The organism is Nocardioides ferulae (assembly GCF_003660455.1).
Lineage (GTDB): Bacteria > Actinomycetota > Actinomycetes > Propionibacteriales > Nocardioidaceae > Nocardioides > Nocardioides ferulae.
This window is the reverse complement of record NZ_QZVR01000004.1, coordinates 219,501-241,450: the sequence shown is the minus strand read 5'-3', so window position 1 is coordinate 241,450 and position 21,950 is coordinate 219,501. Positions and strand designations below refer to the sequence as shown.

The 21,950-nt window shown below is 71.9% G+C and carries 23 protein-coding genes; 16 read left to right on the top strand and 7 right to left on the bottom strand.

All coding sequences use genetic code 11. From position 1 onward, the window contains the following. Positions 1-39: 39 nt before the first annotated feature. A complete protein-coding gene (locus D6B71_RS07420; RefSeq protein ID WP_121253562.1) occupies positions 40-1,725 on the top strand; it encodes a glycoside hydrolase family 13 protein in 1,686 nt (561 codons plus the stop codon). A gap of 264 nt (positions 1,726-1,989) precedes the next feature. Here D6B71_RS07420 and D6B71_RS07415 read toward each other — a convergent pair whose 3' ends face one another. The 7 genes from D6B71_RS07415 to D6B71_RS07385 form a co-directional block, all read right to left on the bottom strand. Continuing rightward, the gene (locus D6B71_RS07415) at positions 1,990-2,466 is read right to left on the bottom strand and encodes a MarR family winged helix-turn-helix transcriptional regulator (protein ID WP_121253560.1); all 477 of its coding nucleotides are present in this window, start codon (positions 2,464-2,466) and stop codon (positions 1,990-1,992) included. Further along, a complete protein-coding gene (locus tag D6B71_RS07410; protein WP_240641198.1) occupies positions 2,463-4,049 on the bottom strand; it encodes an MDR family MFS transporter in 1,587 nt (528 codons plus the stop codon). The genes D6B71_RS07415 and D6B71_RS07410 overlap by 4 nt, the downstream gene beginning before the upstream one ends. A 568-nt stretch (positions 4,050-4,617) precedes the next feature. After that, a complete protein-coding gene (gene csrA, locus D6B71_RS07405) occupies positions 4,618-4,854 on the bottom strand; it encodes a carbon storage regulator CsrA (RefSeq protein ID WP_121253558.1) in 237 nt (78 codons plus the stop codon). 192 nt (positions 4,855-5,046) lie between these two features. Then, entirely contained in the window at positions 5,047-5,463 is a 417-nt protein-coding gene (gene fliW / locus D6B71_RS07400; RefSeq protein ID WP_240641197.1) for a flagellar assembly protein FliW, read from the bottom strand. Between the two features lie 68 nt (positions 5,464-5,531). After that, complete coding sequence (locus D6B71_RS07395) at positions 5,532-6,428, bottom strand: flagellin N-terminal helical domain-containing protein (RefSeq protein ID WP_121253554.1); 897 nt, start codon at positions 6,426-6,428, stop codon at positions 5,532-5,534. After that, positions 6,428-7,819: a flagellar hook-associated protein FlgK gene (gene flgK / locus D6B71_RS07390; protein ID WP_121253552.1), complete on the bottom strand. Its 1,392-nt coding sequence runs from the start codon at positions 7,817-7,819 to the stop codon at positions 6,428-6,430. The genes D6B71_RS07395 and flgK overlap by 1 nt, the downstream gene beginning before the upstream one ends. Next, complete coding sequence (locus D6B71_RS07385; RefSeq protein WP_121253550.1) at positions 7,820-8,311, bottom strand: flagellar protein FlgN; 492 nt, start codon at positions 8,309-8,311, stop codon at positions 7,820-7,822. It lies immediately after the preceding gene. Between the two features lie 539 nt (positions 8,312-8,850). On the opposite strand from D6B71_RS07385, the gene D6B71_RS07380 reads away from it, so the two are divergent. From D6B71_RS07380 to D6B71_RS23750, 15 genes are all read left to right on the top strand, one after another. Further along, positions 8,851-9,687, top strand: coding sequence for a sigma-70 family RNA polymerase sigma factor (locus D6B71_RS07380; RefSeq protein WP_240641196.1), 837 nt, complete (start codon positions 8,851-8,853; stop codon positions 9,685-9,687). Between the two features lie 72 nt (positions 9,688-9,759). Then, the gene (locus D6B71_RS23755; protein ID WP_276310989.1) at positions 9,760-11,073 is read left to right on the top strand and encodes a flagellin N-terminal helical domain-containing protein; all 1,314 of its coding nucleotides are present in this window, start codon (positions 9,760-9,762) and stop codon (positions 11,071-11,073) included. A 124-nt stretch (positions 11,074-11,197) separates the two neighbouring features. Beyond that, on the top strand, positions 11,198-12,553 hold the full coding sequence (gene fliD, locus D6B71_RS07370) for a flagellar filament capping protein FliD (RefSeq protein ID WP_121253544.1): 1,356 nt from the start codon (positions 11,198-11,200) through the stop codon (positions 12,551-12,553). A 32-nt stretch (positions 12,554-12,585) separates the two neighbouring features. Then, positions 12,586-12,969 (top strand): flagellar export chaperone FliS, encoded by a 384-nt coding sequence (gene fliS, locus D6B71_RS07365; protein WP_121253542.1) that lies wholly within the window; start codon positions 12,586-12,588, stop codon positions 12,967-12,969. Next, on the top strand, positions 12,966-13,295 hold the full coding sequence (locus D6B71_RS07360; protein ID WP_121253540.1) for a hypothetical protein: 330 nt from the start codon (positions 12,966-12,968) through the stop codon (positions 13,293-13,295). Before fliS ends, D6B71_RS07360 begins: the two co-directional genes overlap by 4 nt. Positions 13,296-13,704: 409 nt before the next feature. Next, positions 13,705-14,061: a flagellar basal body rod protein FlgB gene (locus tag D6B71_RS07355; RefSeq protein WP_121253538.1), complete on the top strand. Its 357-nt coding sequence runs from the start codon at positions 13,705-13,707 to the stop codon at positions 14,059-14,061. Next, positions 14,061-14,453 (top strand): flagellar basal body rod protein FlgC, encoded by a 393-nt coding sequence (locus D6B71_RS07350; RefSeq protein ID WP_121253536.1) that lies wholly within the window; start codon positions 14,061-14,063, stop codon positions 14,451-14,453. Before D6B71_RS07355 ends, D6B71_RS07350 begins: the two co-directional genes overlap by 1 nt. Beyond that, entirely contained in the window at positions 14,453-14,797 is a 345-nt protein-coding gene (gene fliE, locus D6B71_RS07345; protein WP_121253534.1) for a flagellar hook-basal body complex protein FliE, read from the top strand. The genes D6B71_RS07350 and fliE overlap by 1 nt, the downstream gene beginning before the upstream one ends. 5 nt (positions 14,798-14,802) lie before the next feature. Then, the gene (fliF, locus tag D6B71_RS07340; RefSeq protein ID WP_121253532.1) at positions 14,803-16,395 is read left to right on the top strand and encodes a flagellar basal-body MS-ring/collar protein FliF; all 1,593 of its coding nucleotides are present in this window, start codon (positions 14,803-14,805) and stop codon (positions 16,393-16,395) included. Further along, positions 16,392-17,411: a flagellar motor switch protein FliG gene (gene fliG, locus D6B71_RS07335; RefSeq protein WP_121253530.1), complete on the top strand. Its 1,020-nt coding sequence runs from the start codon at positions 16,392-16,394 to the stop codon at positions 17,409-17,411. Before fliF ends, fliG begins: the two co-directional genes overlap by 4 nt. Then, the gene (locus tag D6B71_RS07330) at positions 17,395-18,102 is read left to right on the top strand and encodes a FliH/SctL family protein (RefSeq protein WP_121253528.1); all 708 of its coding nucleotides are present in this window, start codon (positions 17,395-17,397) and stop codon (positions 18,100-18,102) included. Before fliG ends, D6B71_RS07330 begins: the two co-directional genes overlap by 17 nt. Continuing rightward, on the top strand, positions 18,099-19,412 hold the full coding sequence (locus tag D6B71_RS07325; protein WP_121253526.1) for a FliI/YscN family ATPase: 1,314 nt from the start codon (positions 18,099-18,101) through the stop codon (positions 19,410-19,412). The genes D6B71_RS07330 and D6B71_RS07325 overlap by 4 nt, the downstream gene beginning before the upstream one ends. After that, positions 19,409-19,849, top strand: a complete 441-nt coding sequence (locus D6B71_RS07320; RefSeq protein ID WP_121253524.1) for a flagellar FliJ family protein — start codon at positions 19,409-19,411, stop codon at positions 19,847-19,849. Before D6B71_RS07325 ends, D6B71_RS07320 begins: the two co-directional genes overlap by 4 nt. After that, positions 19,846-20,412 carry a lytic transglycosylase domain-containing protein gene (locus D6B71_RS07315; RefSeq protein ID WP_121253522.1) on the top strand — a complete coding sequence of 189 codons (567 nt, stop codon included), beginning with the start codon at positions 19,846-19,848 and terminating at the stop codon, positions 20,410-20,412. The genes D6B71_RS07320 and D6B71_RS07315 overlap by 4 nt, the downstream gene beginning before the upstream one ends. Next, positions 20,409-21,941, top strand: a complete 1,533-nt coding sequence (locus tag D6B71_RS23750; protein ID WP_121253520.1) for a flagellar hook-length control protein FliK — start codon at positions 20,409-20,411, stop codon at positions 21,939-21,941. Before D6B71_RS07315 ends, D6B71_RS23750 begins: the two co-directional genes overlap by 4 nt. The last annotated feature ends 9 nt before the right edge of the window (positions 21,942-21,950 follow it).

Sequence of the window (21,950 nt, the reverse complement as noted above, 5' to 3'; positions counted from 1 at the left end):
CCCGCCGGTGACGGTGGTCGGTTCCGTATGGTGGGACCCATGGTCTTGAACGATCCAACGACGTCCTCCCGGCCTTGGTGGCGCGACGCGGTCACCTACCAGGTCTACGTGCGCAGCTTCGCCGACAGCAACGGTGACGGCGTCGGCGACCTGCAGGGCATCACCGCGCGACTGCCCTACCTGCAGCGCCTGGGTGTCGACGCGCTGTGGATCACGCCGTTCTACCCCTCGCCACAGCACGACCACGGCTACGACGTGGCCGACTACCGCGACGTCGACCCGCGCTTCGGCTCGCTCGACGACGCCGACCGGCTGGTCGCCCGCGCCCACGAGCTCGGGTTGCGGGTGATCGTCGACCTGGTTCCCAACCACAGCTCGAACGAGCACGAGTGGTTCCAGGCGGCGCTGGCCGCCGGGCCGGGCAGCCCCGAGCGGGCGCGCTACCTCTTCCGCGACGGCCGCGGCCCCGACGGCTCGGAGCCGCCGAACAACTGGCACTCGGTCTTCGGCGGCCCGGCGTGGACCCGCGTCGAGGACGGCCAGTGGTACCTCCACCTCTTCGACTCCTCCCAGCCCGACTTCGACTGGCGCAACCCCGAGGTCGGCGACATGTTCGAGTCGGTGCTGCGGTTCTGGCTCGACCGGGGCGTCGACGGGTTCCGCATCGACGTCGCCCACGGCCTGGTGAAGGAGGAGAGCCTGCGCGACCAGGAGATCGGCGCCGACCACATGCCCGGCAGCGGCCCCGCCGCGCCGGCCGACCCCCACGCCGAGCACCACCACGTGCACACCGCCGAGGGCGAGCACGCCCAGCTGCTCACCGCGCAGAGCATGGTCGAGCGCCGGATGCGCGACGAGCCGATGTGGGACCAGCCCGGCGTGCACGAGGTCTACCGCCGCTGGCGCCGGGTGCTCGAGGAGTACGACGGCGACAAGATGCTGGTCGCCGAGGCCTGGACCCAGACCGAGGAGTCGATGGCCCGGTTCGTGCGGCCCGACGAGATGCACCAGGCGTTCAACTTCTCCTGGCTGCTGGCGCCGTGGTCGGCGGAGTCGTTCGCCGAGGTCATCCGCAGCACGATCGCCGCGGTCGAGCCGGTCGGGGCCTCCCCCACCTGGGTGCTGAGCAACCACGACGTGGTGCGCCACGTGACGCGCTACGGCGGCGGGGCGCAGGGCCTGGCCCGGGCGCGGGCCGCGACGCTGACCATGCTGGCGCTGCCGGGCTCGGCCTACATCTACCAGGGCGAGGAGCTCGGCCTCGAGGAGGTCGACGTGCCGCCGGAGTCGCGGCAGGACCCCGCCTGGCTGCGCACCGGCGAGGTCGGCCGCGACGGCTGCCGGGTGCCGCTGCCGTGGGGCGGCACCGAGCCGCCGTTCGGGTTCAGCCTCTGCCAGGGCCAGCCGTGGTTGCCGCAGCCGCTGGAGTGGGCCGCGGTGACCGCCCAGGTGCAGGCCCAGGACCCCGACTCGACGCTGGACTTCTACCGCCGGGCGCTGGCGGCACGGCGGGCGCTGGTGCCCCACGAGGGCGAGCACGCCGGCGAGATCGACCTGCTGCCCGACGCCGGCGAGCACGTGCTGGCCTTCCGCCGCGACCACCTCACGGTGCTGCTCAACTGCGGCGACACCCCGGTGCCGCTGCCCGACGGTGAGATCGTGATCGCCAGCGGTCCGGTCAAGGGCGAGCTGCCCCCCGACACCGCGGTGTGGCTCGAGCTCTGAGTCCCCCGCCGACCCGTCACTGATTCCCGCGTTTGCGCGGCGTGTCGAGGAACGCTTGACGGGTCGGCGGCCGGTTCAACGCCCGGCCCGAGGTCGTGTGCCTGAGAACGCGCCATAGCGCGTCGTGGGGCACACGACCCCGCCACGCCGGCCGGGGTCGGGCGACGGTTCAGCGTGCGCGAGACACTCGTGTGCCTGAGAACGCGCCATAGCCCTTCGTGGGGCACACGACCCCGCCACGCCAGCCGGGGTCGGGCGAGCGGTTCAGTCCGGCGACCCGCTGGTGGCGCGGTTGTAGCGGGCCAGCCCGTCGACGAACAACGCCAGGTCGGCGTCGTCCCAGTCGGCGAGCACCCGCTCGAGCCGGCCGCGAGCGTTCTCGCGCACCGCGCCCAGGCGGCGTACCGCCTCGTCGGTGACCTCGACGAGCGTCGCGCGCCCGTCGGTCGGGTCGGGCTCGCGCCGCACCAGCCCGAGCTCCTCGAGGTGGTGCAGCTGGCGGCTGATCGCGCCCTTGTCGATGTCCATCGCCTCGACGATGGCGGTGGCGCGCAGCGGCCCGTGGGCGGCGAGGTGCGCCATCAGCAGGTACGTCGCGGGCTGCAGGTCGGGGTGGATGGTGCGGGCCCGCTCCCACAGCACCCGCCGGACCCGGCGGACCAGCAGCCCGAACTCGTCCTCGAGGCGCTGCAGCTGGTCGGTGCGGGTGCTGGTGCTGCTCGTGCTGGTGCTGGCGTTCACGACCGGCTCGCCTCCCCGGCGCGGAGCTCGGCGGCCACCTCGGCGGCCAGCTCGTCCTCGCGCAGGATCGTGGTGCGCAGCGGCACCTCCTTGATGAACCAGATGCAGACCAGCGCCACTACGGCGAACGGCACGCCGATGAGGAAGATGTGGCCGGTCGCCTCGCCGAACGCCGACTGGTAGAGGTCGACGAACCAGGCGGGGGCGGTGCTGAGGTCGGGGATCTCGCCGGTTCCGTGCGTGGCGTCGATGCCGCGCTCGGCGAGGCCGGCGCTGACCGCGTCGGCGGTGCGGTGGCCGAGGATCGCGCCGAGCACCGAGATGCCGATGGTGCCGCCCATGGTGCGGAAGAACGCGACGACGGAGCTGGCCGCGCCCATGTCGGCCTGGGCGGTGTTGTTCTGCACCGCGAGGACGAGGTTCTGCATGGTGGCCCCGAGCCCGACGCCGAGCACCAGCATGAACCCGCCGATCGTGAGCAGGTTGGTGCTGCCGTCGATGGTGGCGAGCATGCCGAGCCCGGCGACGACGAGCACCATGCCGCCGACCAGCCAGCGCTTCCACACGCCGGTCGCGGTGATGACGCGGCCGGAGACGATGCTGGAGACGAACAGGCCGCCGACCATGAAGATCGACATCAGGCCGGCCTCGGTGGGGCTCATGCCGCGGGCCATCTGGAAGTACTGGCTCAGATAGACCGTCGACCCGAACATCGCGACGCCGATCAGCACCGAGGCGACGGTGGCGAGCGTGGTGGTGCGGTCAAGGAAGAGCCGCAGCGGCACGACGGGCTCGCTGGCGACCCGCGCCTCGACGTAGACGGCGGCGGCGAGCAGCGCGACTCCGGCGGCGACCAGCACCGCGGTGGTGCCCGATGCCCAGGCGAACTGGTCGCCCGCGAGAGAGACCCAGACCAGCAGCACCGAGACGCCGCCGACCAGCAGCGTGGCGCCGGCGTAGTCGATCTTCACCTCGCGCTTGACCACCGGCAGGTGGAGCGTCTTCTGCAGCAGCACGAAGGCGAGGACGGCGACGGGGATGCCGACGAAGAAGGTGCCGCGCCAGCCGAGCGGGCTGTCGACGATGAGACCGCCGATCAGCGGGCCGCTCACGGTGGCGAGGGCGAAGGTGGCGCCGATGTAGCCGGAGTAGCGGCCGCGCTCGCGCGGGGTGACCATGCTCGCGATGATCACCTGCACCAGCGCGGTCAGGCCGCCGACGCCGAGGCCCTGGAAGGCCCGGGCGCCGATGAGCACCTCCATGCTGGGCGCGAACGCCGCGATCAGCGACCCGACGATGAAGATGCCGAGCGAGATCTGCACCAGCAGCTTCTTGGAGAACAGGTCGGCGAACTTGCCCCAGATGGGGGTGCTCGCGGTCATCGTCAGCATGGTGGCGACGACCACCCAGGTGTAGCCGGTCTGGCTGCCCTCGAGGTCGGTGACGATCACCGGCAGCGCGTTGCTGACGATCGTGCTCGAGAGCATCGCGACGAACATCGCCATCAGCAGCCCGCTGAGCGCCTCGAGGATCTCGCGGTGCGTCATCTGGCCGGTGGTCTCGGCCGGGGCCGCCGGCGTCACGGGGCTTCCGGCGGCCGCCGACGGTCCGGACGGAGTGGGGCTGGGGCGGGTCACTGACGCTCGCTTCACAGGGGGTAGATCGTTGACTTGCGCAACTTTATTCCACTTGGTTGCCTAGTACAACGATCTCTGGGTGGCGTGCGTCACCCATCGCAGCCTTCGGTCGCCCGCCCGGGGACGTCATACGCTCCGGTCGCTCTGACAACCACTTCGTATGACCTCCCGCGGGACGTCATACGGGGTGGTCGCCCCAGCCGCCAGGTCGTATGACGTCCCGGGGCGGCGGGGGCGAACAAGAGGAGTCGGAAATGGGACGACCCGCAGGCGTGGCTCCGGATGGAGCCCCTCCGGCGGACGGACCGGATCGCCTGCGGGTCGGGTGGCTGCGGTGGATTGCCGGCAGCACGCGTCCCTTACTCGGGCGGCGCTGCTAGCGCGCGACCACCTCACGCGTCCTTGAAGAAATCACTCTCGGACCACCTCCTTTCCCGTGTGCGTACACCGTAGGTCGGCCCCCGGCGGGGTTCAACGGGTTTGTACGCCGGGCGCGGGCGCCGGCGGGAGGGGTTCAGTCGGCGCGCTTGCGCAGCGCCTCGGAGAGGCTCGCGACGGCGTCCTCGGTGGGCGAGGCGGCCTTGCGGTTGGTCTCCTCGAGCGCCTCGAGCAGCTCGGCGCGGTGCACCTCGACCGAGCGGGGCGCGGCGATGCCGATGCGCACCAGGTCGCCGCGCACGTCGAGCACCGTGACGGTGATGTCGGTGCCCAGGACGATGGACTCGCCCACGCGGCGGCTCAGGACCAGCATGGGACGAGGCTACCTGCCGCGCCTGGCCATCGGGCCAGGTCCCGCGACACGCCGCGGTAGTCGAGTCGGCGGTCGAGCGCGCCTCGGTGGTCGAGCGTCCTCGGTGGTCGAGCTTGCCGAGCCTTATCGGCGGTCGAGCCTGCCGAGACCCCGGTGGTCGAGCGCCCCCGGTGGTCGAGCCTGCCGAGACCCTCAGCCGACCAGCGTGGCCGCGACCGGCAGGTTCGAGTCGTCGAGCACGACCTGGGCGGCCTTGCGCGAGCGCACATTGACGACCACGGGCGCGATCAGGTTCGCGGTGGTGTCGACCAGCGTGGCCCCGGCGGTGAGCACCACGAGCACCAGCACGTCGGCGGCGTCGGCGATCTCGAGCTCGGCGACGACGTCGTCGGAGAGGTCGAGCGCATAGTCGGGGAAGAACTGCCCGGGCGGCATGACGAGGAACCGCAGGCTCTCGTCCTCGACCGAGGTGAGGCTGGTGAGCACCCCGTCGTCGCCGAGGCGGACGAGCGCGAACATCTTGTGCTCGGGGAAGCCGACCATCGGCCGCACCATCTCGATCAGGGGCAGGTCCTGGGTCGCGGCCGGGTCGGCCTGCGGGTCGGTCACGTGCACTCCTGCGATCGGGCGGGACGAGCGGGTCGCCACATCTTCGCAAACGTCAATGGTCAAGACGGTCATCGGAGGAACTCCAGGAGGCTCGGTTGGATCACGCGGCCGGTGGCGGAGAGGGCGGCCTGGTAGGCCACCTCCTGCAACTGCAGCTCCACGACGGTCTTGGCCAGGTCGGCGTTCTCGATCTCGGACAGCGAGTTGGTCAGCGAGATCTCCTTGTCATCGGCCTGGGCCTTGGCCCACTCGATGCGCTGGACCCGGGTGCCGACGTCGGCGCGCATCGTGTCGATGCGGTTGCTGGCGTCGGTGAGCTTGCCGATCGCGGTCTCGATCATGGTCTGGTCGCCCGTCCGGAGCCCGGTGACCAGATTGTCCATGTGGGTCATCACCGAGTCGCCGTCTGCGTCGTCGAGCACGGCGGGGCCGGTCACGTCGACGCGCACGACCACGCCGTCGGCCACGGTGCGCTTGACCCCGCCGTCCGCATCGGGAGTGCCAACGTAGGTCCCGTCGGCGTCGTAGGCGACAGGGCCTGCGGTGAGCCCGCCGAAGACCGGGCGGTCCAGGTACGTCGCGTTGGCGCCGGCGATGACCCCCTGGCGCAGTTGCTCGACCTCGGCCGCGAGCGCGTTGCGAGAGGCGTCACCCATGCTGCCGCTGTTGGCGCCCTGCAGGGCCAGATCGCGTGCTCGGCCGACCTGGTCGCCGATGGCGTCGAGGGCGTTGTCGATCTGGGCCAACCAACCGAGGCCGTCGTCGGCGTTGCGGACGTGCTGGCGCTCCTGGGTGAGCGAGGAGCGCACCTGCATCGCGGAGGTGGCGCCGGCCGGGTCATCGGAGGGCCGGTTGATGACCCGTCCGGTGGAGAGGTGCTCCTGGATCTGGGCGAGCCGGGTGAGGCTGCCCTGCAGGCCGGCGAGCGAGCGCTGACCGAGCATGTTGTGCGTGACCCGAGTCATCAGATCGCCATCCTGTTGATGAGGGTGTCGAGCACCTCGTCGAGCGTGCTCATCACCCGGGCGGCTGCCTCATAGCCCCGCTGGGCCATGAGGAGGTTCACGGTCTCCTCGTCGAGGCTGACTCCGGCCTGCTGGTCGCGGGCGGTGTCGATCTGACCGGTGAGGGTTGCCTGGTTGGCGGCCAGGCGGGACGCGGAGGCGACCTTGGTGCCGAAGTCGTTGACCAGGCGCAGGTAGCCGTCCTCGATCGCGATCTTCCCGGCGAGCTCCGCGCCGTTCGACCCGTCCCGGTTGGGGCCGCCGCTCACGAGAGAGGCGGCCACGAGCTCGGGGCGGCCCGCGATGTCGTCGTGGATCTTGAGGCTGCTGGCCGCGTTGTCGGGGTCGTAGTCGAAGAGGTCAACGCCCGCGTCGCCGGCCTGGTCGAAGCCCAACCCGTGCTGGGCGTTGACCGAGTCGGCGAGCTGCGTCGCTAGCGTGTTCAGCTGGGTGAGGTAGTCGGGCAGGACCGTGTTGATCAGGTTGCCCACGGCGCCGAGCTCGCCGCCGATCGTGGCGTCCAGGTCGACCGGTCCGGAGCCGTCGTCGATGGCGAAGGTGACCTGCTCGCCGTCGAGCTGACCGTCGACGTCGAACCCTCCGGTGACCACGAGCTCGTGGGCCTGGTCGCCGCTGACCAGGGTCTGCCCCTGGAGGGTGACGGTCATCTGGCCGTCGTCCTGGATCGTGGCGGCGGCGCCGGTGAGCTCGGCGATGCGAAGCGCCAGCCGGTCGCGGGTGTCGAGCAGCGAGCTGGTGTCGGTGCCCTTGCCGGCGGCGATGGTGGTGTTGGTCTTGGCCAGGTCGCCGGCGAGCCGGTTGACCTCGCTGAGGCCGACCTGGAGGCGGACGCCCTGGTCGGCGGCTTCACCCTGGAAGTGGCGAGCCTGCAGCCCGATGGCGTTGGCGAGTGTGCCGGCGGCCGAGAGCACCTGGCTGCGGGTGGCGGCGGAGCCGGGGTTGTTCTCCAGGTCGTGCAGCGAGCTGCGGAACCCGTCGATCGCGGCGGCGACGCCGTTCTCACCGGGCTCCCCGAGTCCGGTCTCGACCCGGGCCAGCACCTCGGCAGTGAGGTCGAGGTAGCTCTGGGCGGCGTGCTCACGGCGCTGACGGGCGTCGAGCAGCGCATCGGTCATCCGCTGCACGCCCTTGGAGGTGACGCCCGCCCCGACGTCGGTGTTGTGCGCCCAGAGCGCCGGCTGCGCCGCGGCGCCGAGCGTCTGGCCGACGACGCGGCGGCGCACGTAGCCCTCGGTGGCGACGTTGGCGACGTTGGTGCTGGCGACGTCCATCGACGTCTGCTGGAACCGCAGCGCGGTCAGCGCGGTGTTGAGCGACCCGAAGCTGCTCACTCACAGGCTCCTGTCGAGACGTGCGGCGGCGACCCGCTCGGTGACCGCGGAGCCGCTGGGGGTGTAGGTCGAGAGGCCGGCGTCGATGCTGAGCAGGGTCTCGCGCGCGGAGCGGAAGCCCGCGGCGATCAGGCCGCGGTTGGCGTCGGCGAGCCGCACGATGTCGTCGGTGATCGCGGCGAAGGCGTCCCGGTGGTCGCGCAGCATGGTGTGCCAGGGCTCGTCGACGGAGTCGACTAGCATGGTGAGGCTGGGGTTGGCCGGCAGGCCGATCGCGACGGCAACCTCGTCGGCGGCGGTGGCCCGCAGCGCCTCGGTCTCCCGGATCACCTGGAGCACTTGCTCGACCTCGGTGGCGGCGCGGCCCAGCCACTGGCTGCGTCCGCCGGCCATCACCAGCTGCTCGACCTCCAGCTTGTAGCGCAGCGACTCGAGCAGCTCGCGCTCCCTCCAGAGCACGAGCGACAGCCGCTCGATGACGTGCTCTGACATCACGACTCCTCGTTTCGTTTCGTGGGGCATGGGGGGGCCGAGTCCTCCCGGCACCTACGAGGGACCGATCGGTCGCCCCCCGGAGTTCCTGAGGGATCCAGGCGATGGCGCGCGGGAGCGAGTGCATAGAGAGGGGGAGGGAGCGGGTCTCGAGCGGTTGTCTCGGCGTTGTCCAGGCGACACGCGGGCACCTTTCGACTCCCGGCGATTGTTACCGATTTGTGGATGTTCTGTGGGCGCCCAGTAGCTACTGGCCGCAGAACGCCGCATGCCTGCTGGATCTCGTGGTCGACGTGAGCGCTCACGACGGGTCGGTTGTTACCGAACTGAGGATAATCCGGACCTCGCACAAGTTCACTGGTCCAGACAAATGGCCGATCGGCCATCGAGGACTAGTCCCCCGGACTATCTGGAATGGCCACTCCAGACCACCTCGGAGGGTGCTTCGCATGGCCGAACCGGGGGGACTTCGGACCAACCGTGTCGGATTAGGCCCGGAGGGGCTTCCGCGGTCTCGTTTATCGGACAGGATCCCTCTCGTGAACACAGAAGCAGTGCGGACGGACGTCGAGGCGCTGGTCCACCAGCACCTCCCCCTCGTCGGCCACATCGTCCGGGAGACGATGGGCCGCGTCCCGTCGTACGTGAACCGTGACGACCTCACCTCGGCCGGCCTGTTCGCCCTCTTCCAGGCGGCACAGGCCTACGACGAGGAGCGCGGTGTGCCGTTCCCCCGCTATGCGTCCACCCGCATCCGCGGCGCCGTCCTCGACGAGCTGCGCAGCATCGACTGGGCCTCCCGCTCCGTGCGCCGCCGCGCCCGCGACCTCGACGCCACCCGCTCCCAGCTGGCCACCAGCCTGGGCCGCAAGCCCACCGACGAGGAGGTCGCCCGCACCGCCGGGATGACCCTCGACGAGATCGCGGCCAACGACGACGACGTCGCCCGCGCCCAGGTGCTCTCGCTGCAGGCCTCCGAGGACGCCCTCGCCGACCACCTGGTCAGCAAGACCCCTGACCCGGCCGCGATGGCGCTGCACGGCGAGCAGCTCACCTATCTGATGGAGGCGATCGCCGAGCTGCCCGAGCGGATGCGCATCGTCGTCGAGCAGTACTTCCTCGCAGAACGGCCGATGGCCGAGACCGCCGCCCAGCTGGGCGTCTCGGAGTCGCGCATCTCGCAGATCCGCGCCGAGGCACTCGTGCTGCTGCGCGAGGCCATGCATCGCGCGCTCGAGCCCGAGCTCGTCGCCCCGCACCCCCGCCCCGAGGGCTGCGCCGCGCGCCGCCGCGAGGCGTACGTCGACTCGGTGCTGGCCCGGCACGCGGCAGGCCTGCGTCGTTCGATGCCGCTCTCGCTCGACGAGACCGCCTGAGGTGGTGGTCCGCCACGCCCTACGACAGCCCCGCGGCCGGCTCGCACCCCGTCGAGCCGGTCGAGGCCATTGATGCCACCACGCCGATCTGGCCCCCTTCGCCCCGAGAAGAAATTCTTCGGGGCTTTTCTCTTAGGTGGCCCCAAGCCGCCGCCGATCATCACCGCGAAGGGGCCCACGGATGGGCCTCAAACCCCGACTCACGTCATCCAGGAGGGATCCATCATGAGTCTCCGCATCAACCAGAACATCGACGCTCTCAACAGCTACCGCAACCTGTCGGTCACCCAGGGCCAGATGTCGAAGTCGCTGGAGAAGCTGTCCAGCGGCTACCGGATCAACCGCGCCGCCGATGACGCTGCTGGTCTGGCCATCTCCGAGGGCCTGCGCTCGCAGGTCGGCGGACTCAAGGTCGCCGTCCGCAACACCCAGGACGGCATCAGCGTCGTGCAGACGGCTGAAGGTGCGCTCACCGAGACCCACAAGATCCTCCAGCGGATGCGTGACCTCGCCGTGCAGGGCTCCAACACCGGTGGGCTGGACGACAACGCCAAGAAGAACATCCAGTCCGAGATGGGCCAGCTCAAGTCCGAGCTGACCCGGATCGCCGACACCACCAAGTTCAGCGGCCAGAAGCTGCTGGACAGCAGCTACAGCGGCAAGTTCCAGGTGGGTGCCAACGACGGGGAGTCCATCACCGTCACGGTCGGCACCTCGATGAGCGCGAACGGCCTCGGTGTCTCCAGCGTTGACGTTGTCAACGGCGGAGAGACGGACGCCACCGTCGTCAACGCCGTCGCGGGCACGGCGGGAACCGTCACCACGTCAGGTGCGGACCTCGCCACCGCCGCGGGCTTCGAGTCGCTGGACGGCGTTATCACCGTTGGCAGCAAGTCGCTCGACCTTGCCTCCGTGAAGTACGACGCGGCCGACGACGTCGCCACCCGCACGACCAAGCTGACCACCGCGATCACCAACGCGTTCGGCGACGACATCGCTTCCGCTGCGGTCACCGGTGGCAACCTCGTGGTCACCGGCAACGCTCCCGATGCCGCCGCTACCGCGGAGCAGGTTGCCGCTGCGTCGGTGAAGTTCGACGCCGCCACTGGCGCCGAGGCTGCGATCACCAAGATCGACGCCGCCATCGCCACGGTCTCCACCACCCGTGCAGACCTTGGTGCGCTGCAGAACCGCTTCGAGCACACGGTGAACAACCTCAACGTGGCGGTCGAGAACCTCTCCGCCTCCGAGAGCCGGATCCGCGACACCGACATGGCCTCCGAGATGATGAACTTCACTCGCAGCCAGATCCTGTCGCAGGCCGGCACCGCGATGCTGGCGCAGGCCAACCAGGCCCCGCAGGGCGTCCTGTCCCTGCTGCGCTGATGTCTCCGGTCGGTGAGCCGGCTCATCCGCCGGCACGCTGACCACCACGTCCGGTGGGCCGCACCCGCGGCCCACCGGACGTGCAGCTTCACCTGCCCCGCCCGAAGACCCGTGAGGAGTGACCATGGCGACCAGCAGCATCAGCGGCCTGGCCAGCGGTCTCGACTCCGCGACGATCATCGACCAGCTCATGCAGCTGGAGGCGATGTCACAGAACCGGCTGAAGACCCAGCAGAACACTCAGAACTCGGTGCTCACCGCGCTGCGTCAGGTGAACACCCGCGCTTCGACGCTCGGCAGCGCCGCCGCCACCCTGGCCAAGCCGGAGACGTGGCAGACCGTCAAGGGCACCAGCAGCAACAGCCTGGTCAGCGTCACCACCACGGGAAGCGCGATCGCCACCAGGCTCGACCTCACCGTGCTCCGCCCGGCGGTCGCCCACCAGCAGACGTTCGCCACCGCCGTGGCCATGGATGCCCAGGTGCTCACCTCCGCTGACGGCGCCTTCGAACTCACCGTCGGGGGCGAGACCAAGAGCCTCAGCTCCGACGGCAGCCTGGCCGGCGTGGTCAAGGCCATCAACGAGGCCAAGGCCGGCGTCACCGCCGCCCCGGTGCGCACCGCCGACGGCGCCTACCGGCTGCAGATCACCGCCGACACCGTCGGCAGCGAGAAGGCCTTCACGCTCACCAACCTCGACGAGACCGTGCTCGGTGCCGCGACCACGCGCACCGGCGTCGGCGCCCAGATCGACGTCGGCGGCATCGTCGCCGAGTCGGCCACCAACGTCTTCACCGACCTGGTGCCCGGCGTCACCGTCACCCTCGCCGACGGGGTCGTCGCCGACGCGCTCGACCCCAGCAAGTCCACCAAGGCCACACTCACCGTGGCCCAGGACTCCTCCGGCATCACCAGCAAGGTCAAGGATCTGGTCTCCCAGGTCAACGACCTGCTCTCGCACCTGGACACCCAGACCAACCCCGGCGCCACCGGCACCAAGGGGATCCTGGCAGGCGAGGCAGCCAGTCGCGGCCTGCGCAGCGCCTTGGCGAGCTCGGTCTTCAGTGGTGACAACACCTCCATGGCCGAGGTCGGCATCCAGACCGATCGCTCGGGCAAGCTGGTCTTCGACGAGGCGAAGTTCAAGGACGCCTACGCCAAAGACCCCGCCGGCGTCGCTGCCCGCTTCACCACCTCGGCCACCGAGGGAGCACAGGCTGGTTGGGCTGCCCGAGTCGAGGGCGTGACCAAGGCTGCGCACGACCGCGACACCGGCAGCGTCACCACAGCGATCTCCGGCCGGGAGACAACGATCAAGCGGCTCGGCGGGGACATCGAGGCCTGGGACCGTCGACTGGAGCTGCGCCGCGAGACCCTCCAGCGCACCTACACCGCCCTCGAGACCGCTCTCTCCAGGCTCAACAGCCAGGGCAACTGGCTGGCCGGACAGATCTCCAGCCTGCCGAACTACAACAACTGACTCATCGACCGGACCAGGGAAGGACAGCGCCGATGAACCCCAACGCCCAGCGGGCCTACCTGGCCAACTCGGTGAGCACCGCCAGCCCCGCTGCTCTGCTGATCATGCTCTACGAGCGGCTCAGCCTCGACCTGCAGCGCGGCCTCGCGGCCATCCAGGACGGAGACGCCGCGGCCGCCCACGGTCAGCTCACGCACGCCCAGGACATCGTCCTCGAGCTTCGGCACACCCTGCGGGTCGACGTGTGGGAGGGCGGGCCCGCCCTGGCCTCGCTCTACGACTATCTCTACGAGCGGCTCGTGCGCGCCAACGTCGAGAAGGACGCCGAGGCCGTCGAGTTCTGCCTGGTCACCGTCAACCAGCTGCGCGACAGCTGGCGGGAGGCGGCGCTCTCCAACGCCGCCGCGAGCGCATGACCGCGCTGACGCCGGAGGAGCGCTCCCTGCTCAACTGGGAGTGTCTCCTGGACCGGCTGGAGCTGGACGTCGTGCGCACCGAGGCGATGCTCGACGGGCACGGAGCGCCCGAGGTCGATGCCTGGACCCCTGACGAGCCCGGCGAGCCGATGCCGTCCTCCCTGCTCCCCCGGGCCCGGGCGCTGCTCGAGCGCCAGGACCACCTGCGCGAGCAGCTGGAGACCCGGCTCGAGGGGCTGCGCGGGCAGCAGCAGTTCACGCTCAAGGTCGAGCGGGCTGCGGGGCGGCCGATGGCGGTGCCGCGGTTCGTCGACGTGAGCGCGTAGGCGGTAGCCCGTTGGTCGAGCCGGCGAGCGCCAGCGAGCCGAGTCGAGACCCCAGAAGCTGAGGCAGGGCGGTGACCATCGTGGTCACCGCCCTGCTGCGTCTTGCGGGGCCTCGGCAAGCTCGACCACCGGGAGGGGCGGTCACCGCCCTGCGTCGCTCACCGGGTCTCGACTCGCATCGTCGCTAGCACTCCTCGCGGCTCGACCAGCGGACAGCTCGACCGACGGAATGGCTCGACCACCGGGGCGGGTCTCGGCAGGCTCGACCACCGATGTGCCCCTTCCGCCGAAAGACGTCCGGAAAAGTCTCAGGTGCCCCGGCCACTGAGCCGAAGGAAGGGGCGAGCACGGATCGCTCGCCCCCTTCGCCGATGGACCGGCACCGCCCTTCGCCCCGGAGGACTCTTCCGTGCTATCCGTCCTGTCCGACCCTGTGGGGTCGGTGCTCACGAGCGCCCTCGACGGCCTGTCGACCCGGTCGAAGACCATCGCGAACAACATCGCGAACGTCGACACCCCCGACTTCCGGGCCACCAGCGTCGACTTCGAGTCCGCGCTGAAGGCCGCGATCAGCGGCGGTGACCTCTCCGCCGAGGTGGCGCCCGTCCTCACCCCGACCGACACCCCGGTCGGCCCCAACGGCAACAACGTCGACCTGCGCAAGGAGACGATGGCCGCCATCCAGAACTCAGCCCAGTACAAGGTCATCGCCCGGGCGGTCTCCGACCGCGCTGCGCTGCTGAAGACCGTGGCAGGTGGTATGTGATGGGCGCCTTCGACACCCTCGGCATCGCCTCCTCCAGCCTGGGCATGCACCAGACCTGGCTCGACGCGCTCGCCAACAACATCGCGAACATCAACACCGCGGTCTCCCCCGACCAGGAGGCCTTCCAGGGCCAGATGGTGGTCGCGACCGCCCGCCCCGGTGGCGGTGTCGACGTGGCCGGCATCGTCAACACCGACCCCGACGGCAAGCTGGTGCACAGCCCGGACCACCCGCTCGCCGACGAGCAGGGCTACGTCCGGATGCCCGGCGTCGACATGACCACCCAGATGACCGAGCTCGTGATGGCCCAGCGCGGCTACCAGGCCGCGGCCAAGGTCGCCCAGAGCGCCCAGGACGGCTACTCCACGGCCCTGCAGATCGGACGCTCCTGATGAGCATCAACGGGATCGAGGCCATCGGCTTCACCCCCATGCAGCTGCCCCAGGTCGCCGGCCCCGACAGCGTCGGCGCCGCGCGGCTCGGCTCCTCGGTGCCCAGCGTCGAGTCCTCCTCGGGCGTCGACTTCGGCGAGTTCATCACCGACTCCCTCGACCGGCTCGACGGCGTGCAGCGCAGCGCCGACCGGCTCGCGGTGCAGGCTGCCACCGGTGACCTCGACTCGATCCACGACTACACCCTGGCCGCCACCGAGGCCTCGGTGACCACCCAGTTGACGACCGCCGTGCGCAACAAGGCGCTCGAGTCGTTCAACGAGATCATGCGGATGCAGGTCTGAGCCCGATGGTCCAGACAGTCACCGGCCTCCTCAAGCGCTGGCAGCAGCGCTTCGGCGCGCTCGCCGCAGGCCAGAAGGTCACCTTCGTCGTCGGCGCCGCCGCGCTGCTGGTCACCGGCTTCCTGGTGCTGCGCTGGGCGACGGCGCCGTCCTACGCGCCGCTGTTCTCCAACCTCTCCTCCAAGGACGCCTCCGCGGTCGTCAACGAGCTGGAGGCTCAGGGAGTCCAGTACGAGCTCAGCAACGGCGGCGCCACCGTCATGGTGCCGCGCGACATGCTCTACGACACCCGGATCGCGCTCAGCGGCGAGGGCCTGCCCGGCGGCGACGACGGCGGCTACGCGCTGCTGGACAACCAGGACCTCTCCACCTCGGAGTTCCAGGAGCAGACCGACTTCAAGCGCGCGATGGAGGGTGAGCTCGCCCGCACCATCGAGGCCATCGACGGCGTCGAGACCGCGGTCGTGCACCTGGCGATCCCCGAGAAGGAGGTCTTCGCCGACTCCCAGGAGCCCACGACCGCCTCGGTGCTCATCGACTCCGTGCCCGGCTCCGGCTTCGGCTCCGCGCAGGTCCAGGCCGTCGTCCACCTGGTCGCCTCCAGCATCGACGGTCTCGACCCCGAGAAGGTCACCGTCGCCAACTCCGAGGGCCAGGTGCTCTCCTCCAGCGACGACTCCGCGCTGGCCGCCAGCACTCGCCAGCAGCAGGTCGCCCAGTTCCAGAACCAGGTCGGCGACGACATCCAGGCCGTGCTCGACCGCGTCGTCGGCCCCGGCAACTCCACCGTCCAGGTGACCGCCGACCTCGACTTCGACAAGGCCGTCTCCGAGACCACCCGCTACGAGGCCGACCCCGAGACCCCGCCGCTGTCCTCCTCGGTCAGCAGCGAGACCTACAACGGTCCCGGCGGAGGGGCCGGCGCCGTGGGCGGCGTGGTCGGTGCCGACGGGCAGATGGACAACTTCGGTGCCGCTGGCGGCGAGGGCCAGTCGGAGTACCGCAAGCGCCAGGTCACCGAGGACGCCGCCGTCGGCTCGGTCGTCGAGCGTCGCGAGAACGCGCCGGGCTCGGTCAACTCGCTCAACGTCGGCGTCGTGCTCGACGCCAACACCACCGCGGCCATCGACCCGGCCCAGATCGAGGACCTGATCACCGCCGCCGTCGGCATCCAGCCGCGACGCGGCGACAGCATCGAGGTCACCTCGCTGCCCTTCGACCGCAGCACCGACGAGGCGTCCCAGGCCGCGCTGGAGGCGGCCGAGGCGGCCGCCGCCAAGCGGGCGCAGATGGAGCTGATCCGCAACGCCGCGATCGCCGGCCTGGTGCTGCTCGGGCTGCTGATCTTCTGGCTGGCCCGCCGGCGCAAGCTCAAGGCCCGCAAGCAGGCCACCACCTATGTCGTGGAGCAGTTGCGGGCGGAGTCGGCCGAGCGGCCGCAGCCCGACGAGCTCGAGATCAACCCCGCGCTCGCCGCACTCGAGGAGGCCGAGAACTCCGAGGAGCGCCGGATCCGCGAGGAGCTGGTCGGGCTGGTCGAGAAGCAGCCTGAAGAGGTGGCCTCGCTGCTGCGCGGATGGCTGGTGGAGCAGCGATGAGCGGCCAGACGATGGTGGCCCAGATGGGGCTGCGCAAGGCCGCGATCGTGCTGATCCAGCTCGGCCGCGAGCACGCCTCGACGGTGCTGCAGCACATGTCGGAGACCGAGGTCGAGGCGATCAGCGCCGAGATCGCCCGGCTCGACGCCATCGGCGCCGAGGAGATCGGCCAGGCGCTGGGCGAGTTCCAGCAGATGGCCGTCGCCCACGCCAACATCGCCCAGGGCGGCCTCAACTTCGCTCGCGGGCTGCTCGAGCAGTCGCTCGGCGAGGAGCGGGCGGCCGAGATCATCGACCGGCTGCAGGCCGCCGCGGTGCAGACGCCCTTCCAGTTCCTGCGTCGCGCCGACCCGGCCCAGCTGCGCTCGTTCATCCTCGGCGAGCACCCGCAGGTGATCGCGCTGGTGCTGGCCCACATGACCCCCGACAAGGCGTCGCTGGTGCTCTCGGGCCTGCCGCCTGAGCAGCAGGCCGAGGTGGCGCACCGGATCGCGGTCATGGACCGCACCTCGCCCGAGATCATCCGCGCGGTCGAGGCGGTGCTCGAGCGCAAGCTGTCGTCGGTGCTGCAGCCGGCCGAGCTGTCCCGCGTGGGCGGCGTCGACCCGCTGGTCAACATCATCAACCGCTCCGACCGCGCCACCGAGCGCCAGATCGTCGAGGGCCTGGAGGCGCTCGACGCCGAGCTGGCCGACCAGGTCCGCAGCCGGATGTTCATGTTCGAGGACATCACCATGCTCGACGACAAGTCGGTGCAGCAGGTGCTCCGCCAGGTCGACTCCGGTGCCCTGGCCCTCGCGCTCAAGGGCGTCAGCGACGCCGTCCGCGCGAAGATCACCGCCAACCTGTCCTCGCGGGCCGCGGAGACGCTGCTCGAGGAGGTCGAGCTGCTCGGTGCCGTCCGGCTGACCCAGGTCGAGGAGGCCCAGCAGACCGTCATCCGGGTGATCCGCCAGCTCGAGGAGCAGGGCCAGATCATCATCCGCCGCGGGAGCGACGATGAGCTCGTCGTCTGAGGCGCTGGTGCCGCGCGGCACCGACCCCGGCCGGGTGCGCGAGATCCACCACCCCGAGCTCTCCTCGGGCACCTGGACCCGTCGCGGCCCCGCCGCCGTGCGCGGTGACGCAGCCACCGAGACCTTCCTCGAGGGGCTCGCCGGCCAGACCCGCACCGCGGCGCAGGCCCAGGGCTTCGCCACCGGCTGGGCCGAGGGCCTGCGCGCGGCCCGCACCAAGGCCGCCGAGGAGGCCGAGGCACTCGCCGCCGACACCGCCGTCCGCCGGCAGGCCGAGGACCACCGGCGCGCGACCGAGCACCAGGCGGCGCTGGCCGCGCTCGCCGCCGCCGCCGACTCCCTGCACCGGGCCGCCGCCGAGATCAGCGAGCAGGTCGCGGCGCAGGCGTGCGACCTGGCGTTCGCGGTCACCCGCGAACTGCTGGGCCGCGAGCTCGTGCTCACCACCGACCCCGGCACCGACCTGGTACGCCGGGTGCTGTCGGTGCTGCCCTCCGACGGAGCCGTCACCGTGCGGCTGCCCGCCGACCTGGTGGGAGACCCGGCCTTGGCCGGCCTCACCGCCGCCGGCGTCCGCGTCGTCCCCGACCCCTCGTTCGGTCCGGCCGACGCGGTCGTCGAGACCGACCAGTCCATCGTCGACCTGCGCCTGGACACGGCGCTCGACCGCCTCCGGGAGGCGCTGTCATGACCCCCACCACGCTCTTGGACCGCGGGTTCATCGACCGCGCGGTCGCCGCGGTCCGCCCGCACGCCCTGGGCCGGGTCGCCGAGCTGCTCGGCCTCTCGGTGCGCGTCACCGGGCTCTCCGCGGCCGTCGGCGACCTGCTCGTGGTGCAGGGCCCCGGCCAGGTGCCGCTGGAGGTCGTGGCCAGCGGCCCGGCCGGCCTGGTCTGCCTGCCGCTCGGCGAGACCACCGGCCTGCGGGTCGGTGAACCCGTCGAGACCACGGGTGGCCCGCTGCGGATCCGGGTGGGCGACAGCCTGCGCGGCCGGGTCCTGGACGGTCTCGGCCGCCCGATGGACGATGGTGCCCGGCTCGACCACCTGCCGAGCGTGTCGGTCACCCACTCCCCGCCGTCGGCGATGCAGCGTCCCCGCATCGACACCCAGTTGGGCCTGGGCGTGCGGGCCCTGGACTCGCTCACCGCGGTCGGCCGCGGCCAGCGCCTCGGCATCATGGCCGGCTCGGGTGTCGGCAAGTCGAGCCTGCTGTCGATGGTCGCTCGTGGCACCGAGGCCGAGGTGTCGGTGATCGCCCTGGTGGGCGAGCGCGGCCGCGAGGTGCGCGAGTTCCTCGAGGACGACCTCGGCCCCGAGGGGCTGGCCCGCTCGGTCGTCATCGTCGCCACCTCCGACGAGCCTCCGGTCGTGCGGCTGCGCGCCGCGCTGGTGGCCACCCGGATCGCGGAGTGGTTCCGGGACGAGGGCAACCACGTGGTGCTGATGATGGACAGCCTGACCCGGGTCGCGATGGCCCAGCGCGAGATCGGCCTCTCGGCCGGCGAGCCACCGGCCACCCGCGGCTACCCGCCGAGCGTCTTCACGCTGCTGCCGCGACTGCTCGAGCGCGCCGGCACCGCACCCGGCGGCAGCGTCACCGGCCTCTACACCGTGCTCGTCGAGGGTGACGACCTGCAGGACCCGGTCGGCGACGCCGCCCGGTCGATCCTCGACGGCCACGTCGTGCTCTCCCGCAGCCTGGCCACCGCCGGCCACTTCCCGAGCATCGACGTGCTCGAGTCGATCTCGCGGGTGGCGAACGCGGTGACCGAGCCCGAGCAGAAGGCCGACGCGGTCCGGCTCCGCCGGCTGTTGGCCGCCCACCGCTCGGTGCGCGAGCTGGTCGAGATCGGCGCCTACGTCTCCGGCACCGACCCCGATGCCGACGACGCACTGGCGCTGCTGCCCGCGATCAACGCGTTCCTGCGCCAGGGCATGGACGAGACCACCCCCGCCGCGGAGACCCGCCGGCGCCTGCACGAGCTGGTGAACCGATGAGCCGCCGCCCCGACCCCGGGCTGCACGCCGTGGCCCGGGTGCGCGCGGTGCGCGAGCGTGACAGCAGGCTCGGACTCACCCAGGCCCTCTCCGAGGAGCGGCAGGGCGTCGAGCGCGTGCAGGACCTCCAGGAGCGCCTGGCCAGCACCCCGCCGACCCCCAGCGGCGAACGGACCGAGTTCCTGCTGGCCGCGGCCGACCGGGCCGCCCGCGCCGCGGCGGTCTCCGCCGCCCGCAGCGACCTCGAGTCGGCCCGCCTGGTCGCGATGAGCGCCCGGGAGCGGTGGCTCGCCGACCAACAGCGGCTGTCCGCCGTCGAGACCCTCCTCGACCGCCGCGCCCAGGAGCGCGTCCACGAGCAGCGTCGCGCCGAGGACAAGGCACAGGACGAGACCGGCACCAACGTGTGGCGCCGCAACCAGGAGAGCGGCTCATGAGCGTCACCGACGTCACCGCGCGGATCGGCCAGATCCAGGCCCAGCTCGCCCTGCTCGCCCCGCGCACCACATCCTCGACCACGGCGACCTCGGCGACCAGCTTCGCCGACGCGCTGCGCTCGACCACCGACTCCACCGGCACCGCGCCGGCCGCCGGCGGCGTCAGCGGCGACGCCGTCCCGGCCGGCACCCCGTTCTCGCAGCTGTTCGAGACCGCCGGCGCCAAGTACGGCGTCTCGCCCGAGCTGCTGGCCGCGATCGCCAAGCAGGAGTCCGGCTACGACCCGCGGGCGGTGAGCCCCGCCGGCGCCCAGGGCCTGATGCAGCTGATGCCGGCCACCGCCGACGGGCTGGGCGTGGCCAACTCGTTCGACCCGAGCCAGGCCGTCGACGGCGCCGCGCGCCTGATGCGCGGGCTGCTCGACCGCTTCGACTCCACCCCCCTGGCGCTCGCGGCCTACAACGCCGGCCCCGGTGCGGTGCTCCGCTACGACGGCATCCCGCCCTACCCGGAGACCCAGAACTACGTCCGCTCGATCATGGCGATGTTGGAGGCCGCATGAGCACCCCGATCGCACTGCCGACGGCAGTGCCCGCCCCCGCCGGTACGGCGCCCGTGGCCGGCCAGCAGGGCGACGCCGAGGCGGGTGCCGCGTTCGGTGCCCTCGTCGCGAGCCTGCTCGACCAGGCGGCGGCCGACCAGCAGCCGACCACGGGTCAGCCCGAGGGCACGGTGGACGGCAACACGGAGACCGACGCCGACATCGTGCCGGACGGCGACGTCAGTGAGACGGGCGCGACCGCCGCTGCGGTGCTGACGATCGTGACTCCGGTGCTGACGACCTGGACCGGCATGGCAGCCGGCACCGGCGAGCCCGAGACCGCCCTGCCCGCGCAGTCGACTGGCACCCCGGTCGCGGTCGCCTCCGCAACCCCCGCGGACGGCACCGCGATCGCGGCTCCGGTCACGACGCAGCCGGGCGACGCCCAGACCGCCGCCCAGCCCCCGGCCGGCACCGCGACCCCGGCCGGCACCGGCGCGGTGGGCGCCCCGGCCGGCACTGCCGCCCCCGACGTCACCACGACAGCCGTCACCGAAGCCGCCCAGACCGGCCAGGCGAGCCCGGCCACCCCGACCGGCGCCGATCCGACCGCCGCGAACGCCACGTCCCCCGAGCCCACCGCGAAGGCCGGCGAGCCGGCCGAGCCCGCGACCTCCCCCACCTCCGGCAGCACCCCGCAGACCGGGGCCGGCACGGCCAGCGGCACGGGCGGCGGCGCCAACTCCGGCCAGCAGTCCGCTCAGCAGCAGTCCCAGAGCGCGCCGGCGCAGGCCGCCGCCGACCCGGCCGCCCCCAGCCGGATCACCACCGGCGCCACCGAGGCCACCCCCGCCCGCGCCACCGATCCCGCAGCCCCGGCCGGCTCGACGTCCCCGACCACTCAGGCCGGCCAGGCAGCTCCGGCAGGCCAGACCGGTCAGGCGGCCCCCGTGGCCGCCGTGTCGGCACCCGCCGAGACCACGCCCGGCCCCGCCCGGGTCACCGGCCAGGTCTTCCCCGAGGTGACCCGGCTCGCCGCGACCAGCACCGCGGGCGGCACCCAGCGGATCACCCTGCAGCTCCAGCCGCAGCAGCTCGGCGAGGTCCGTGTCGTGCTCATCGCCCGGCCCGGCCAGTCGCTCCAGGTCGACCTGGTCGCCGGACCGGAGGCGCGACGCGCCCTGCTCGACGGCTCCCCCGAGCTGCGCCGCCTGCTCGAGAGCGTCGGCGCGGGCGACGCCCGGGTCGTGATCCGCGAGGCCGGCTCGTCGAGCTCGGCCGGACCGAACTGGTCCGGCGCCGAGCGCCAGCCGGGTCAGGCCGGCCAACCCGGTCACTCCGGCCAGCAGGGCCAGCAGGAGCAGGCCGACCAGTTCTCCCCGGCCGCCGGCGACGGCGGACCGGGTCAGGAGCAGGGCTCACGGACGAGCGCTGCCGACACCGCCACGGACGGCGAGCCGACCCGGGTCACCCGACCCGGTGACCCGACCGAACCCACCAACCGACCCGTCACCGGTGGCCGCAGCGCGGCCGTCGACGTGACGGTGTGAGGAGACCCG